At 72.1% G+C, this 13339-nt stretch carries 13 protein-coding genes and 1 pseudogene; 5 read left to right on the top strand and 9 right to left on the bottom strand.

The genetic code is table 11. The features are described 5' to 3' along the window. The first annotated feature begins 135 nt into the window (after positions 1-135). A complete protein-coding gene (locus tag DGO_RS09180; protein ID WP_043801835.1) occupies positions 136-585 on the top strand; it encodes a hypothetical protein in 450 nt (149 codons plus the stop codon). 48 nt (positions 586-633) lie between these two features. On the opposite strand, the gene DGO_RS09175 is transcribed toward DGO_RS09180, so the two are convergent. The 3 genes from DGO_RS09175 to DGO_RS09165 all read right to left on the bottom strand — a co-directional run bounded on the left by DGO_RS09175 (position 634) and on the right by DGO_RS09165 (position 2860). Next, on the bottom strand, positions 634-897 hold the full coding sequence (locus DGO_RS09175; RefSeq protein ID WP_014685223.1) for a hypothetical protein: 264 nt from the start codon (positions 895-897) through the stop codon (positions 634-636). An 86-nt stretch (positions 898-983) separates the two neighbouring features. Further along, positions 984-2072 carry an enolase C-terminal domain-like protein gene (locus tag DGO_RS09170; RefSeq protein ID WP_043803603.1) on the bottom strand — a complete coding sequence of 363 codons (1089 nt, stop codon included), beginning with the start codon at positions 2070-2072 and terminating at the stop codon, positions 984-986. Then, positions 2069-2860: a DEAD/DEAH box helicase family protein gene (locus DGO_RS09165; protein ID WP_043801831.1), complete on the bottom strand. Its 792-nt coding sequence runs from the start codon at positions 2858-2860 to the stop codon at positions 2069-2071. The genes DGO_RS09170 and DGO_RS09165 overlap by 4 nt, the downstream gene beginning before the upstream one ends. Before the next feature lie 267 nt (positions 2861-3127). Between DGO_RS09165 and DGO_RS09160 the strand changes: the two genes are divergently transcribed. Continuing rightward, a complete protein-coding gene (locus tag DGO_RS09160) occupies positions 3128-5035 on the top strand; it encodes a PRC-barrel domain-containing protein (RefSeq protein WP_014685220.1) in 1908 nt (635 codons plus the stop codon). 73 nt (positions 5036-5108) lie between these two features. On the opposite strand, the gene DGO_RS09155 is transcribed toward DGO_RS09160, so the two are convergent. Together DGO_RS09155 and DGO_RS09150 are read right to left on the bottom strand one after the other, a co-directional pair. Further along, positions 5109-6338, bottom strand: coding sequence for an ABC transporter permease (locus DGO_RS09155; RefSeq protein WP_014685219.1), 1230 nt, complete (start codon positions 6336-6338; stop codon positions 5109-5111). A gap of 37 nt (positions 6339-6375) precedes the next feature. Further along, complete coding sequence (locus DGO_RS09150) at positions 6376-7119, bottom strand: ABC transporter ATP-binding protein (protein ID WP_014685218.1); 744 nt, start codon at positions 7117-7119, stop codon at positions 6376-6378. 79 nt (positions 7120-7198) lie between these two features. Between DGO_RS09150 and DGO_RS09145 the strand changes: the two genes are divergently transcribed. Then, entirely contained in the window at positions 7199-7987 is a 789-nt protein-coding gene (locus DGO_RS09145; protein ID WP_043801827.1) for an endonuclease III domain-containing protein, read from the top strand. A gap of 13 nt (positions 7988-8000) precedes the next feature. Here DGO_RS09145 and DGO_RS09140 read toward each other — a convergent pair whose 3' ends face one another. After that, on the bottom strand, positions 8001-8771 hold the full coding sequence (locus tag DGO_RS09140) for a TerC family protein (RefSeq protein WP_043801824.1): 771 nt from the start codon (positions 8769-8771) through the stop codon (positions 8001-8003). A 284-nt stretch (positions 8772-9055) separates the two neighbouring features. Then, positions 9056-9670, bottom strand: a complete 615-nt coding sequence (locus DGO_RS09135) for a TetR/AcrR family transcriptional regulator (RefSeq protein WP_050920757.1) — start codon at positions 9668-9670, stop codon at positions 9056-9058. Between the two features lie 186 nt (positions 9671-9856). Here DGO_RS09135 and DGO_RS09130 point away from each other — a divergent pair, with 186 nt between their 5' ends. Continuing rightward, positions 9857-10693 (top strand): HAD hydrolase family protein, encoded by an 837-nt coding sequence (locus DGO_RS09130; RefSeq protein ID WP_043801821.1) that lies wholly within the window; start codon positions 9857-9859, stop codon positions 10691-10693. A 707-nt stretch (positions 10694-11400) separates the two neighbouring features. On the opposite strand, the gene DGO_RS24250 is transcribed toward DGO_RS09130, so the two are convergent. Both DGO_RS24250 and DGO_RS24245 read right to left on the bottom strand, forming a co-directional pair. Further along, on the bottom strand, positions 11401-11751 hold the full coding sequence (locus tag DGO_RS24250; RefSeq protein WP_226991501.1) for an ATP-binding cassette domain-containing protein: 351 nt from the start codon (positions 11749-11751) through the stop codon (positions 11401-11403). Positions 11752-11944: 193 nt separating this feature from the next. Beyond that, positions 11945-12880: pseudogene (locus DGO_RS24245) on the bottom strand (ATP-binding cassette domain-containing protein); the annotation flags it as partial. 121 nt (positions 12881-13001) lie between these two features. On the opposite strand from DGO_RS24245, the gene DGO_RS23215 reads away from it, so the two are divergent. Next, a complete protein-coding gene (locus DGO_RS23215) occupies positions 13002-13331 on the top strand; it encodes a hypothetical protein (protein WP_014685211.1) in 330 nt (109 codons plus the stop codon). Positions 13332-13339: the final 8 nt, after the last annotated feature.

The following is a 13339-nucleotide window of genomic DNA, read 5'->3' as shown; positions in this document are numbered from 1 at the left end:
CCTGCCCAGATTCGGGTGGGGGCCGGTTCTTGCTGTGGCAGGGTGGGGGACTGGCAAGAGAAGCCCGCTTCGCCCGCTACGCGTGGCCCTAGCCGCCGTCTGGTACACCGGTTCTGGGGCGGCGAAACCCTGATCGTGGAATTGACCGACAGCGACTTTTTGGGGGATACGGCGCCCGGGCCGAGGCACCACCGCCGCGTGCTGCGCCTGACCTGGACCTCAAGAATCTTCGCGCCGGAAAGCTACGACGGGTTCTGCGCCGGGCCGTTCGGCATCCATCATCCGGCCCGTCAGGGCGTGCCCCCGAGCAATCTCTTCGAGGTCACGAACGACCCCGACCCCTGGACCGAGGAGATGCTGGCGGAGATGGGCGAGCGGTTGTGGGCTCAGGAAGGCGACGTGCAGGTCACGGGCCGCTTCTTCCCGCCGGCAGGAGAGGTGAAGACGGCTCATCCGCAGGCAACAGCCCGCACCGAGAGGGTCGCCAGCCTCCGCTGCCGCCACCTGTTCATCGCGTCCGAGACGCACATGCTCGAAGTGCTGTGCGGGGACCTGCCGGGCTGGGAGGTCGTGACGCTGGAATAAAGCGAGCGGCGTGGCCCGGTCGCCACGCCGCTCGCCGCTGCCCGGAACCTACCCGGCGGGGTTGGCCTTCGGGGCCGGGCTCTGCAGGTGGTGGACGAGCAGGAAGAACAGGAAGGCGCCGTCGAGGAGCAGCAGCGAGAATAGGCCTTCGCTGGGCTGGGCGTGCTGCACGTACGCGCCCAGCAGGAAAATGAGCATCAGGTTGAGCAGCAGCATCGGCCGGCGCTCGGCAAAACGGAAGTACCCATAGAGACCGCCACCGATGCTGAAGAGCACGGGCAGCACGAACGCCGCGAACATATCCTGACCCATGCCTTTAGTTTTACTTAAGTTTCATTTCAGAAACGTTACGGGACCGTGAGTTGGCTAGGCGGACACCCGGCCTGGGCTCTCTGGGCTCAAAGGGCATAGCGCCTGAGCTTTTCCTCGTCGAGGGCGTGGTCCCGCAGGGCCGCCACGTCCAGCCAGCCGTCCCGGAAGGTGATGGGCTGGCTCAGCAGGTCGTCTTGAAGTTTGAGGACGAAGCTCAGCTCGCAGGGCTCTGTAACTTCGGGCTGTGTGCTCAGCAGGGCCGCGTGCAGGGTACCCAGGCCGGTGCTGGCCTGCGAGCCGACCATGCCCCGCTTGCCATGTGCGGCGGCGGCGCGCAGCATGGCGAGGCCGTCGGTAAAGCCGTTGCGGGCCGTCTTGACGTTCAGCACGTCGAAGGTATCGAAATCCAGTTCGCGCGTCAGGTCGGCGGGCGTGAAACACGAGTCGTCAGCCACGATAGGCAGGTGCCCGGCCGCGTGCAGGGCCGCGCGCCCGCGCAGTTGCCGGGCGGGCAGCGGTTCCTCGACGTACATCAGGCCCGCTTCCCGCATGGCGTCCAGGGCGGCGGGAGCCGTCTCGGCGCTCAGGGTCTCGTTGCTGTCGGCGTACAGCAGCACGTCGCCCCCGTAGGTGCGCCGCAGCTCGCGGATCACCTCCAGGTCGCGGGCGTGGTCGCGGCCCACCTTGACCTTCAGGCAGCGCACACCCGCTCCGACCACCCGCGCGGCCTCCGCGAGCATGCCGCCTGGGGTGTCGATGCCCAGGATGAAGCTCACGCGCACCCGCGTGTTCGGCCCCAGCAGCGTATCGAACAGGCTCTGGCCCCGGCTGCGGGCGCGGGCGTCCCACAGGGCCATGTCCAGCGCGCCGCGCGCCGTGTGGTTGTTCGCCACGCTGTTGCGCACGCGGTTCAGTCCGGCCTCGTCGCCGATGTCCAGCCCCGTCAGGCCGGGGGCGAGGTGCGCCAGGATCGCCCCGACGCTCGCGGGCGTCTCGCCGTAGATGGTCGGGCGCGGCGTCGCCTCGGCCACGCCCACGCTGCCGTCCGAGAGGGTCACGCGCACCAGCACATGTTCGGCGGCGCTCAGGGCCGAGTGCGCCCCCCAGGCCAGGGCGGAGGTCAGCGGGAGGCGGTAGGGAATCGCCTCGACCTTCTGTACGGCCGCGCCGCTCATCGGCCCGCCTCCCCGGCCCACGCCTGCACGGCCCGCGCGACCGCCTCCGGGCTCAGGGCCACCGTGTCGAGCACGAGCGCCCGCGCGGGGGGCAGGGTCCGCAGGAAGTCTTCGGCGGCGGCGGGGTCGTAGCTGCGCCGCTCGCTCACCACGATCTTCGTCTTGGCGAGGATGTCGGGCGCGGCGTGGCCCTCCTGCTCCAGCGCGGCCAGGGCGTCCAGCTCGGCGGCGCCGAATACAGCCTCTACGCCGCGCAGGTCGCCCAGGGCGGCACGGAGATCGTCCCCGCCCTCCCCGGCGCGCACCTGATCGAAACGGTCGGCGCGGCCCAGCAGCCGGCGCACCCGCACTGCGTCGGGCGCCCCCAGCGCCACGAAGCGCCACGCCGCAAAGGCCTCGGCGGCGTAGCGCACCTCGTCCAGCCCGCGCAGGCCGTCGAACACGGGCGACGGCCCCCAGACCCCGGTGTCGGCCAGCAGCGAGCCGAGCGCCTGCGCCATGCCGCCGGGGTTGGCCTCGCGGTAGCGGGCGGTCAGGGCAAAACGTTCCTCGCGGTCGGTCACGGGGCGGCCCGCGAGCGGCAGGATCATCACGGCGTCGGTGACCTCGCGCCGGTCGGGCAGCACCTTCAGGCCGGGACGCGCGGCGTGCAGCGCCCCCAACGCGGTGCTTTTGCCCACGCCGGTCACGCCGACGAGGACGGTCAGGGCGAGGTCGGCCAGCGGCCGTTCGGAGGCCGCCGGGGCAGGGCCACCTGAGCGCAGGCCGGGCAGGGAAGAGGCAGTCATCACCCCCCAGGCTAGCGCCCCGTCCGGCTCAAGGTTGGGCCAAGGTTCAGTCAAGAGGCGGCAAAACTGCCGTTCGGGCCGCCTCCATAAGATGAGAGCGGTAGGTTCCGCACTGACCCGCCGTCAAGTTCGGCCGCCGCGCCGGCCCCGGCAGGTCCCTCCCGCTTTCATCTCAGCCTTTCCTGCGCCCGTTGTTCTGAAAGGGCCATTCCCAGACCCGACCGCGCCGAGCAGCCGACCGCTGCGGCCATTTTTCGGAGGTACACCATGATCAAAGGCAAAGACATTCTCGGACGCAACATCATCGCCGTGAGCACCGGTGAGCGCATCGAAAAGGTGCACGACGTGGTCTTCGATCCCCAGGGCAATCAGGTGCTGGCCCTGCTCGTGGACGAGGGCGGCTGGTTCAGCGCGGCCAAGGCGGTGCCCTTCGAGCGCGTGCGCAGCATCGGCGAGGACGCCGTCATGATCGGTGGCCCCGACGACGTGACGACCACGCGTGAGGACGGCCGCCTGAAAGAAGCGCTGAACAGCAAGGTCAGCCTCATCGGCATGACGCTGCTCACCAGCGACGGGCGCAACCTGGGCCGCATCGCCGACGTGTTCTTCGACGAGCACACCGGCCGGGTCGAGGGCTACGAGGCGACGGGCGGGCTGTTCTCCGACCTGAGCAGTGGCCGGACCTTCGTGCCCGCGCCCGAACAGGTCCAGATCGGCCACGACGCGGCCATCGTGCCCGACAGCGTGGCCTCCGCGATGGAGGAGAGCGAGCCGGGCGGCCTGCGCGGCGCGCTGAGTTCGGCGGGCGCGAGCATCTCGGGCGCGTACCAGGACGTGGCCGAGAACGTCAAGGGCAGCTACGAGGACCTCGCCACCGCGACCAAGGAGCGCCAGAAGGAATATGTGGTCGGCAAGACGGCCGGCGGCGACCTGACGCTCGACGACGGCGTGGTGCTGGTCCAGAAAGGTGAGGTCATCACCGCCGAGCAGGCCGAGCTGGCCGAGCAGGCCGGCAAGCTGACGGCCCTGACCACCGCCGCGACCGGCGGCGTGATCTCGGACGCCTACGGGCAGGTCCGCGAGCGTGCGCAGAGCAGTTACGAGGACCTCGCCACCGCGACCAAGGAGCGCCAGAAGGAGTACGCGGTCGGCAAGACGGCCGGCGCCGACCTGACCCTGGACGACGGCACGCTGCTGGTCGGCAAGGGGGAGACGATCACCGCCGCGCACGCCGAACAGGCCGAGGAGGCCGGCAAGCTGGGCGCGCTGGCGACCGCCGCGACGGGCGGCGCGATCTCGGACGCCTACGGGCAGGCGCGCGACCGCGTGCAGGGCAGCCTGAACAGTGGGCCGCAGGGCGTGGTGGGCCGCACCGCCGCACACAACGTGATGACCGACAGCGGTGAACTGATCGTGGCGGCGGGCGTGACCATCACCCCGTACCACCTGGAACGCGCCGAGGAGACCGGCAGCGTCGCGGCCCTGGAAGCGGCGGCGCAGACCAGCCCCAGCGCGGCCGTGCAGACCCTGGCTGCGCCCAGCGAGCAGCCGGTGGTGACCCACACCGAGCCGACGGTCGAGGACACGGTCGGGCGCCGGGTGCGCAGCGACGTGCGTGCGGCGGGCGGCAGCATCGTGGCCGTGCAGGGCCAGATCGTGACCCCGGCCGTGGCCGAGCGCGCCCGGCAGCTGAACGTCGAGCACGCCCTGATCGCCGCGACGCTGGGCACGGCGACTCCGGCGGCGTCGGGCAGCGATACGCTGGCCGATACCCGCGCGGCGCTCTCGAGCGGCGTGGCGAGCGTGTCGGAGGGCGCGACGAACCTGCTGGGCCGGGCGCGCAACTGGCTGAGCGAGCAGCGCGAGAATACCGAGGAAGCCCTCCAGAAGCGGGACGAGGAAGCCAAGGAGCACCGCGTGCGTGACGCGCTGGGACGTCCGGTGAACCGCGTGATCCTGGCCCCCGACGACAGCATCATCCTGAACGTGGGCGAGATCGTGACCAACAAGGCCGTGCAGGCGGCCCGCGACGGCGACGTGCTCGACATCCTGCTCGACAGCGTGAGCAAGGAGTCGGTGAGCATCGACCCGCTCGCCAGCCGGCCCCACGACACCGGTACGGCGGCCCTGGAAAGCCAGGGCGACCCGGTGGTGGACGCCGACCGCAAGCTCTGAGCCCTCGACAAGGTCATGAGGAGAGGCCGCCCGGTGGGATGGGGCGGCCTCTTCCTGTGTGTCTCCCGGCAGGTCAGTTCCGGAAGATCACTTCCTCACGGCTGAAGGAGCGGCGCGCGAGCAGCCCCAGCAGCGCCGCGCCGACGAGGTTGGCGAGGGCGGCGGTCAGGGTGTGGCCCGCCGTCACGCTGCCGCGCACCGTGTCCAGAATGCTGACCATGCTGCCGAAGAGGGGCACGGCATAGATCGCCTCCCCGAGATTCAGGAAGTCGCTGAACTGGAGCAACACCGCCGGCAGCACGATGAGCAGCGTCAGCGGCGTGGCGTAGGTCTGGGCTTCCTTGTAGCTGCGTGCGTAGATGCTCAGGGCGATGAGCACCGCGCTGATGAGCAGGGCCGCGCTGAGGACCACGGCGGCCAGGGCCAGTGCCCCGCCCGGCGTCAGGGTGAGCTGCCCGCCGAGAGCCTGGGTGAGTTGGCGCCGCTCTCCGCCGAGCAGCGTGGCCGAGGCGACCCCCGCGAGCAGGAATCCCAGCAGGCTGAAAGCGGCGGTGAGCAGGGCCGTCAGCGTGGTCGCCAGCAGTTTGCCCGCCACGACCTCGCCCCGGCGCACCGGCGTGACGAGCAGGCTCTCCAGGGTGCCGCGCTCCTTTTCCCCGGCGGTGGCGTCCAGCGCGGTCGCCATCGCGCCGCTCAGGATGAAGTTCAGCATGAGCATTGGGATCAGGAAGGCGAGCTGCCCGCTGCGCTGCTCCTGCGCCGGGCTGGCGTCGATGGAGCGCAGCGCGACCGGGGTCAGCACCGCCGCGTCCAGGCCCGAGGCGTTCAGGCGCTCCAGCGTGAGGCGGCGGTTGTAGGCCTCCACCACGGTCTCGACCTTGCTCGTCGCCCCGGTCTGGGCGCGCAGGTTGCCCAGCTTGGCGTACAGTTCCAGCGGCACGCTCTGGCTCCCGGCCCGCTCGGGCAGCGCCGAGACGACCCGCAGGGCGGCGTCCACCTCGCCCGCAGCGACGGCGGCGCGCGGGTCCTCCACGGGCACCAGGGTCACCCCGGCGCGGGTCACGGCGCCGCCCGCGCCCTGCTCGTCGCGGGTCAGGGCGGCGCGCAGTTCGGGCGGCAGGGTGCCGACCACCCCGACCTTCTGGCGGGCCTGGGCCTGATTGCCGACCAGCGTGCCCAGCAGCAGCGGCAGCCCCAGCGTGAACAGCGGAATGATGAGCAGCGGAATGAGGATGGTGCTGATCAGCGCGCGGCGGTCGCGCAGCGTCGCGAGCAGGTCGCGCGCCGCCACCCGCCACACCATGCCGGCCCGCAGGCCGCCCCGGCGGCGGGACTGGCCCTCAGACTGCATGGTCCACCCCTTCCTCGCGGTCACGCACGAGCGAGAAGAAGGCGCGCTCCAGATTGCGCTCGCCGGTGCGTGCCAGGACTGCGGGCACGGTGTCCAGGGCCACCAGTTCGCCCCGGTGCAGGATCGCCACGCGGTCGCAGACCTCCTCGGCCTCGCTCATCACGTGGGTCGAGTACAGCGTCAGGCGCCCCGGCGCGCGGCTGGCGGCCACGAAATCCAGCAGGCTGCGCCGCGCGAAGATGTCCAGGCCGCTGGCCGCCTCGTCCAGGATCAGGACCGCCGGGTCGTGGACGACCGCGCGGGCGATGACCACCTTCTGCTTCATGCCGGTCGAGTATTCACCCGCGCGGGTGTCCAGCGTGCGCCCCAGCTTCAGCGTCTCGTCGAGCTGCGCGATGCGGGCCTCGGTCTCGCGGCGGCCCATGCCGTACAGCCCGGCGAAGGAACGCAGCACCTCGCGCCCGGTCAGGCGCGCGGGCAGGCCCATGCCGCCGTTGACCACGCCGACCGAGCGGCGCACCGCCTCGGGGTCGCGCAGCGCGTCGTGCCCGGCGACCTGCACGTGGCCCGAGGTGGGCGAGAGCAGCGTCGCCAGCACGCGCAGCAGCGTGGTCTTGCCCGCGCCGTTGGGGCCCAGCAGCCCGAAGACCTCGCCCCCCTGCGCGCTCAGGCTCAGGTCGCGCAGGGCCGTGAAACTGCCGTAGGTCTTCGTGACGTTCTGGATGTCGAGCATATGTCCCCCCATACGCTGACCGGCGGCCGACCGTTCCGGGGCGCACGGTCGGCCGCGCCGCGCCCCGGTAGCCTGCCGCGTGCCCACTTCTGCCCCGCGCCCCCGCCCGACCCTGGCCGAGCAGCGTCCCCCGCCCGCGCATCTGGGCGAGATCGTCTCGCGGCTGCGCGCGCGTTACCTGCCCACGCTGCCCGCGCCCCGGCGCTGGCCCGATCCGCTCGCGGGCGTGCTGCGCACCATCCTGGCCCAGCAGAACACGCGCGCGGTCGCCACGCGGCAGTGGGAGGCCCTCACCCTGACCTACCCGGTGTGGGAAGCGGCCCTGCTCGACGGCCCCGACGGCATCGAGACGACCCTGCGGCGGGCGGGCGGCGGCCTGACGCGCATCAAGGCCGACTATCTGTACGGCATCCTCGCGGCGCTGGAGGGGTCGCGAGGCGAGCTGAGCCTGCGCTTCCTGCACGACCTCGGGGACGAGGAGGCCCGCGCGGTGCTGGAGGGGCTGCCGGGGGTCGGGCAACGGACGGCCTCGCTCGTCCTCCTGTTCGATCTCGTGCGGCCCGCCATGCCGGTGGATACCAACATCGCCCGCATGGCCGCCCGCCTCGACCTCGTGCCGGAAACGTGGAGCACCAACCGCACCGAGGCGTGGTTCGGACAGGTCATCGCGCGCGACTGGGAGACCCGCTACGCCCTGCACCTTTCGGGCGTGCGCCACGGCCACGAGACCTGTACCCCCCGGCGGCCCCTGTGCGGCCGCTGTGTGCTGCGCGACCTGTGCCCCTCGGCCGCGCTGTTCCTGGAAGGCGAGGTCCCGGAGCCGTCGCCCACGAAAAGACCCGCCGGGATGCGGCGGGCCAGGACGTAGGTGCGGGCGGGAGTTACTGCGCGTCGGGGTTGCGGCTGGTGTCGTGCAGCTCGACCGGCTTGTGGCCGCGCACGCGCAGGTTGAGCAGCTCGACCAGGACGGCGAAGCCCATCGCGAAGTAGGTGTAGCCCTTGGGAATCTTGAAGCCCAGGCCGTCGGCGATCAGGTTCACGCCGATGAGCAGCAGGAACGAGAGGGCCAGCATCTTGACGGTGGGGTGCTTCTGCACGAATTCCCCGATGGGACCGGCGGCGAAGAGCATGATGGCGACCGTCAGGACCACGGCGCAGACCATCACGCCGATGTCGTCGGCCATGCCCACGGCCGTGATCACGCTGTCCAGGCTGAAGACGATGTCCAGCACCATGATCTGCGCGATGATCCCCGCGAAGTTGTGGCGCACGACCTTGCCCGCGCTCGCGGTTTCCTCGTGCGGCCCTTCGAGCTGCTCGTGCATCTCCTTGACGGCCTTGTAGATCAGGAACAGACCGCCGCCCAGCAAGATGAGGTCTCGTCCCGAAAAGCCGCGCCCGAAGGCCTCGAAGAGGTTGTTTTGCAGCGACACGATCCAGGCGATGCTCGCCAGCAGGCCCAGGCGCATGAGCATGGCGGCCAGCAGGCCGATGGTGCGGGCGCGGGCGCGCTGCGCGGCAGGCAGCTTGCCCGCCAGGATGCTGATGAAGATGACGTTGTCGATGCCGAGGACGACTTCGAGGAGCAGCAGCGTACCGAACGCGAGCCACGCATCGGGCTGGCTGACCCAGCCGAACAGGGTTTCAAACACTTTGACTCCAAAGGAAAAGGGCGAACGTGGGGCGCGAAACCGGACATTCCGGGCCAACACCGCGTTCTGGACGGGGAAACGGAGGGGAAGCGAACTCGTCCACGCCGGGGCGTGTTGCACTTATCCTCCGGGAGAAGTTGTGCACGAATTATGTCGGTTGGATAAAGGCCCTTCATCTGGGCGTTAATTTGGCGTGGCATCGGCGGGGAGCTGCCGGGGGCCAAACGCGGCCCGCCCCACCTCCGTGCGAGGTGGGGCGGGCCAGGGCGTGTCCGGGGCCGGCCTCAGCGCGGCGTGACGCCGTCGAAAAACACGCTCAGCAGGGCGCGGGCGGTGCCGTGGGGGTCCGGGCCGGGAGGGCCGCTCACCAGCGGGTAGGTCAGGCCCAGCAGGGCGCGGTTCAGGGCGCTGGGCGGCAGATCGGTGCGCAGTTCGCCGCGCTCGGCCGCCTCCTCGAGCAGCCGGGTCAGGCCGCCCATCCACACCCGGCGGTACTCGCCCTCGAAGGCGGCGCGGCGCTCGGGCGAGATGTGGCGCAGTTCGGAGGCGAGTTGCAGGCCCACGCGCTGTTCGGGCGCGGTGTCCAGCAGGTCGCGCACCAGCGTTTCGAGCTGCGAGCGGATGCCCCGCTGTTCGCGGGCGTGGCCCACGAGGCGCGCCAGGGTGGCGAGCGCGCCGTCGAGCATCGCCAGGAACAGGGCCTCCTTGTCGGCGTAGTGATGGTACAGGGCCGGTTTGGTCACGCCGACCGCCTCGGCCACCTCACGCATGCTCACGCCGTGATAGCCGCTCGCCACGAACAGCCGCGCGGCCTCCGTCTGGATACGTTCGCGGGTGGATTCGGTGGCGGAGCCGGGCAAGGAGGCGGAGTGCAGCGGGGGGACGGTCACGCCGCGCATGATAGCCGGAAAGCGGACCAGGGCCGAATGGAGCGGCCAGCGCCGCAGGAGACCCCGGAGCGTCCGGAACAGGCCGCGAAGTGGCGGGGCCAGGAGAATGGCCGCTCGCCCCGCTGGACCGTTCCGGGCGGTGAACCGTGCCCGGCAGAGGGGTTCCCGTTTTGCCCGATGCTCTAGGCTGGCCCCATGACCCCGCCTGCCCCCTCCGAAACGGCCCCCTTTCCCGAGGGCCTGCCGCTGCTGCTGGCCTTCGACCTCGACGGCACCCTGATCCGCGACGGCGGCCAGGACCTCCCTGAAGACACCGCCGCCGCCCTGGCCCGCCTGCGCGCCCTGGGCGTGAGAACCGCCATCGTGACCGGGCGCGACCTGCCGCCGCGCGGGGTCAGCTCGCGCGCCGAGTTCGACGCGGTCGCCACCAACAACGGCGGCCGGGTGCATCTGGGCGAGGACCTGCGGACCTCGGCCCGTTTCGGCCCCGGCGACCTCGAAGCGGTGCTGGCCCACGAACTCGACGGCGCGCGGGTGGTGCTGTTCACCGAGGACGACCTGTATGTGCAGTTGCCCCCCGGCCGCGACCCCGAACCCTGGATGCTGGCCCGGCAGGCCCGTCCGCTGGCCGAGGCCCCGCACGCGGAGGTGACCAAGGTGGGGTTCTGGCATCCGGACGTGGCGGGCTTCGCGGCCCGGCTGCGCGCCAGCCACCCGCATCTCGTCGTGACGGGCGGGCAGGCGCCCTACCCCGAGTTTCTGACGATCACGCCGACCGGGGCGCACAAGGCGGCGGCGCTGAGCCTGATCGCCGAGGCCCTGGACATTCCGCTGGAGCGGACGGTCGCCTTCGGGGACAGCGACAACGACGAGGTCATGCTGGAGCTGGCCGGGTACGCGGTGCAGGTAGGGACGCTGCCGCTGCTGACCCGCCATGCCGACGTGCAGGTGGCCGGCCACGGCGAGCTGGGCGCGTACCTGAACGCCGTGGCCGAGCGGCTGGAGCAACGGGCGGCGCTGGCCCCCTCCTGAGCCTTTCCGGCCCGCAGACGCGGAGAGGCCCGGATCTCAGCGGAAATTGAAGGAATCGAACATCGCGCGCCCGGCGGTCGCCACCTGCGGCAGCGTACCGTCGGGGACCGCCAGGGTCACGGTGTAGAGCTTGCCGCCGCTGATGCTCAGGAGCTGCGTCCAGCGGAAAGGGGCGCCCTGCTCGGTGCCGGTATAGGTCCACAGGACGCCCTGCGTGTTCTTGGGACCGACCTTGACGCTCTTTTCGCCCAGCATCTTGAAGTTCTTGACAAGGGTGGGCAGCTCCTCGGCGCGCACGTCGCGGGCCACACCCAGCGAGGCGCGCACGTCCTTGGGAATGTCGGTGACGATGACCGTGAAGCTGGGGTTGAGCTTGCCCTGGGTCGCGGGGCCCGCGAGCGCGGCGTTGCCCTGCGAGTTCTTCAGCGAGATCCAGCCGCCCGCCACCACGAAGGTGTAGCCCGCAGCCGTGTAGGTGTTCGAGGTGGCGACGGTGGGGGCACTCGCGGGGGCCGCGCCGGAAGCGGGATCGGCCCCGCCGGGCACCGACGGCCGGGGAAGGGACGTCTGGGCACCGGCGGCGGTGGCCAGGGCGCTGAGGGTCAGCAGGACAAACAGGGCGGGGCGCTTCATCGGCCCCAGGGTAGGGCCGAAGGGTGAGGCGAGTCTGACGATGTGAGGCTGGGGAAGGCGGGGTGGGGCGCGGCCTACCGGCAGGACAGCGGGACCGGGGCCGAATCCGGGAGCAGGGGGCCGCTGCGGGTCGCCCGGCCGCCCTCCAGGTGCAGGTGGTGGGTCAGGCCCGGCAGCACGTCGGTGTCGCGGTGGGCGACGACCAGCAGGTGCGTGCCGCCGCGCACGAGGTCCGGCAACAGCTCCAGGAACCGTGCTCGGCTCGCCGCGTCCACGAAGTCCAGGCCCTCGTCGAGCAGCAGCAGGCGGGGGCGGTGGACCACCGCGCGCGCGAGCAGCAGCCGCCGCAGCTGTCCCTGCGAGAGTGTCTCGGCGTCCCGGGCCAGCAGCCCGCCCAGGTCGAGGCGGGCGGCCAGGGCGTCCACCGCGCTCCACTGCGCGGCGCTCAGCTCGGGCGCGAAGCCCTCGGTGCCCCCCAGTGCGCTGCCGATCACGTCGCGCCCGGTCCAGGCCCGCCCCTGGCCCCCCGGCGCGCTGCCGGATGCCGACCTCGGCCCCGACCAGCCCGACGGTGCGTCGCCGCGTCTCCAGCAGGTCGCGCCCGAGGTACGGCCGCATGACGTGGCCGCCCAGGGCCGGGTGCAGCTCGCCGGCGATCAGGCGGGTCAGGGTGCTCTTGCCGCTGCCGTTCTCGCCGGTCACCAGCCAGTGCTGCCCGGCCTCCCAGCGCCAGCTCAGCGGCCCGAGGGCGCGCCGGCCGTTGCGCCAGACCTCGGCGCGTTCCAGCGCGACCAGCGTGCCGGTGCCCGGCGGGCGGGGCAGGGGGGAGGAGGTTCCGGCCGCCGGGCACCGGCACGCTGCCCCATCCGCCGGACCCACGATGCGCCCGCCACGCACCTCTGCGGAGCGCCAGGGCAGGTCGGGGGCCTCCTCGGGGCGGTGGGTCGCCAGGACGACGGCGGTGCCGCCCGCATGGACGGCCCGCAGCGCCGCGCCCAGCTCCTCGCGCGCCGCGCCGCTCAGGCCGTCGGTAAATTCGTCGAGGAGCAGCAGTTCGGGCCGGGGCATGAGCGCGCGGCCCAGCATGGTGCGCCGGCGCTGCCCGTGCGAGAGGGTCCGCACGTCCCGCTCCAGCAGCGCCTCCAGGCCGCACAGGGCCGCCACCTCGCTCAGCCGCGCCCGGGCGGCCTCGCCGGGGTCCCAGTGGCGCAGCAGGTCGCCCTCGTACCCGGCGAGCAGCACGTCCGCGACCGTCTGTGCCCAGTCGCGCGTGAGGTAAAAAGCCTCGGCGTCGGGGCCCACCAGATGCAGCCGCCGCCGCGCCCGCACTGCCGACCGGGTGGTTTCGCCCCCCAGACCGTAGGTGCGCGTGCCCGACACCGGCGCCACCTCGCCCGCGAGCAGCCGCAGCAGCGTGGTCTTGCCGCCGCCGTTGGGGCCCGAGAGCCGCAGGGCCTCGCCGCCCTCCAGGGTCAGGGTCACGCCCGAGAGCAGCTCCCGGCCCCCGGCGATCACGGTCACGTCTTGCAGGTCGAGCAGCGGCGGCGCAGGCATCGTTCGGGAGTGTAGGGCGGGCGGGGCCTGCGGTGGGCCGACTTGTCGGCATTTGCTGCGGCTGCGGCCCGCTGCCGGACCCTAGGCTGCCGCCTACCCCGTATCCTGCACCTCGTCAGGCATGGCCGCCCCCGTCACCGTGCCCGGCGTCCCCGCGCACGAGTGGGCGCTGGCTCCGGACGCGCTCGCCGGTCTGGATACGCTGGCGGCCCATGCTCGGGCTGCACGAGCAACTGCGGTACACCGCGCCCTTTCGCACCGCCCCGGCCGACTTTCAGGCTGCGCTGCGCGCCCTGCCCGCCCAGGCGAGGTCGTCTCGGGCGAGGAGGGTGCCGGGGGCGCCCACGCCCGTTTCCGGCGTGCGGTGAACGCCGTCATGCGCGCCAACCCGCAGGAGGTGGTCGCGCACGGCACGGTGATCTCGCTGCTGGAGCACATCACGCTGGACTGACCGGACGG

The sequence above is a fragment of the Deinococcus gobiensis I-0 genome (genome assembly GCF_000252445.1).
Lineage (GTDB): Bacteria > Deinococcota > Deinococci > Deinococcales > Deinococcaceae > Deinococcus > Deinococcus gobiensis.
This window is presented reverse-complemented; position numbering and strand designations above follow the sequence as displayed.

What these genes read in the sequence shown, in the direction of transcription:
- DGO_RS09155 (WP_014685219.1), bottom strand. Translation starts at nt 6,338, where the DNA reads ATGGTGTGGCGGGTGGCGGCGCGCGACCTGCTCGCGACGCTGCGCGAC.
- DGO_RS09160 (WP_014685220.1), top strand. Translation starts at nt 3,128, where the DNA reads ATGATCAAAGGCAAAGACATTCTCGGACGCAACATCATCGCCGTGAGC.
- DGO_RS09130 (WP_043801821.1), top strand. Translation starts at nt 9,857, where the DNA reads ATGACCCCGCCTGCCCCCTCCGAAACGGCCCCCTTTCCCGAGGGCCTG.
- DGO_RS09170 (WP_043803603.1), bottom strand. Translation starts at nt 2,072, where the DNA reads ATGAGCGGCGCGGCCGTACAGAAGGTCGAGGCGATTCCCTACCGCCTC.
- DGO_RS09165 (WP_043801831.1), bottom strand. Translation starts at nt 2,860, where the DNA reads ATGACTGCCTCTTCCCTGCCCGGCCTGCGCTCAGGTGGCCCTGCCCCG.
- DGO_RS09150 (WP_014685218.1), bottom strand. Translation starts at nt 7,119, where the DNA reads ATGCTCGACATCCAGAACGTCACGAAGACCTACGGCAGTTTCACGGCC.
- DGO_RS09135 (WP_050920757.1), bottom strand. Translation starts at nt 9,670, where the DNA reads ATGCGCGGCGTGACCGTCCCCCCGCTGCACTCCGCCTCCTTGCCCGGC.
- DGO_RS23215 (WP_014685211.1), top strand. Translation starts at nt 13,002, where the DNA reads ATGGCCGCCCCCGTCACCGTGCCCGGCGTCCCCGCGCACGAGTGGGCG.
- DGO_RS09175 (WP_014685223.1), bottom strand. Translation starts at nt 897, where the DNA reads ATGGGTCAGGATATGTTCGCGGCGTTCGTGCTGCCCGTGCTCTTCAGC.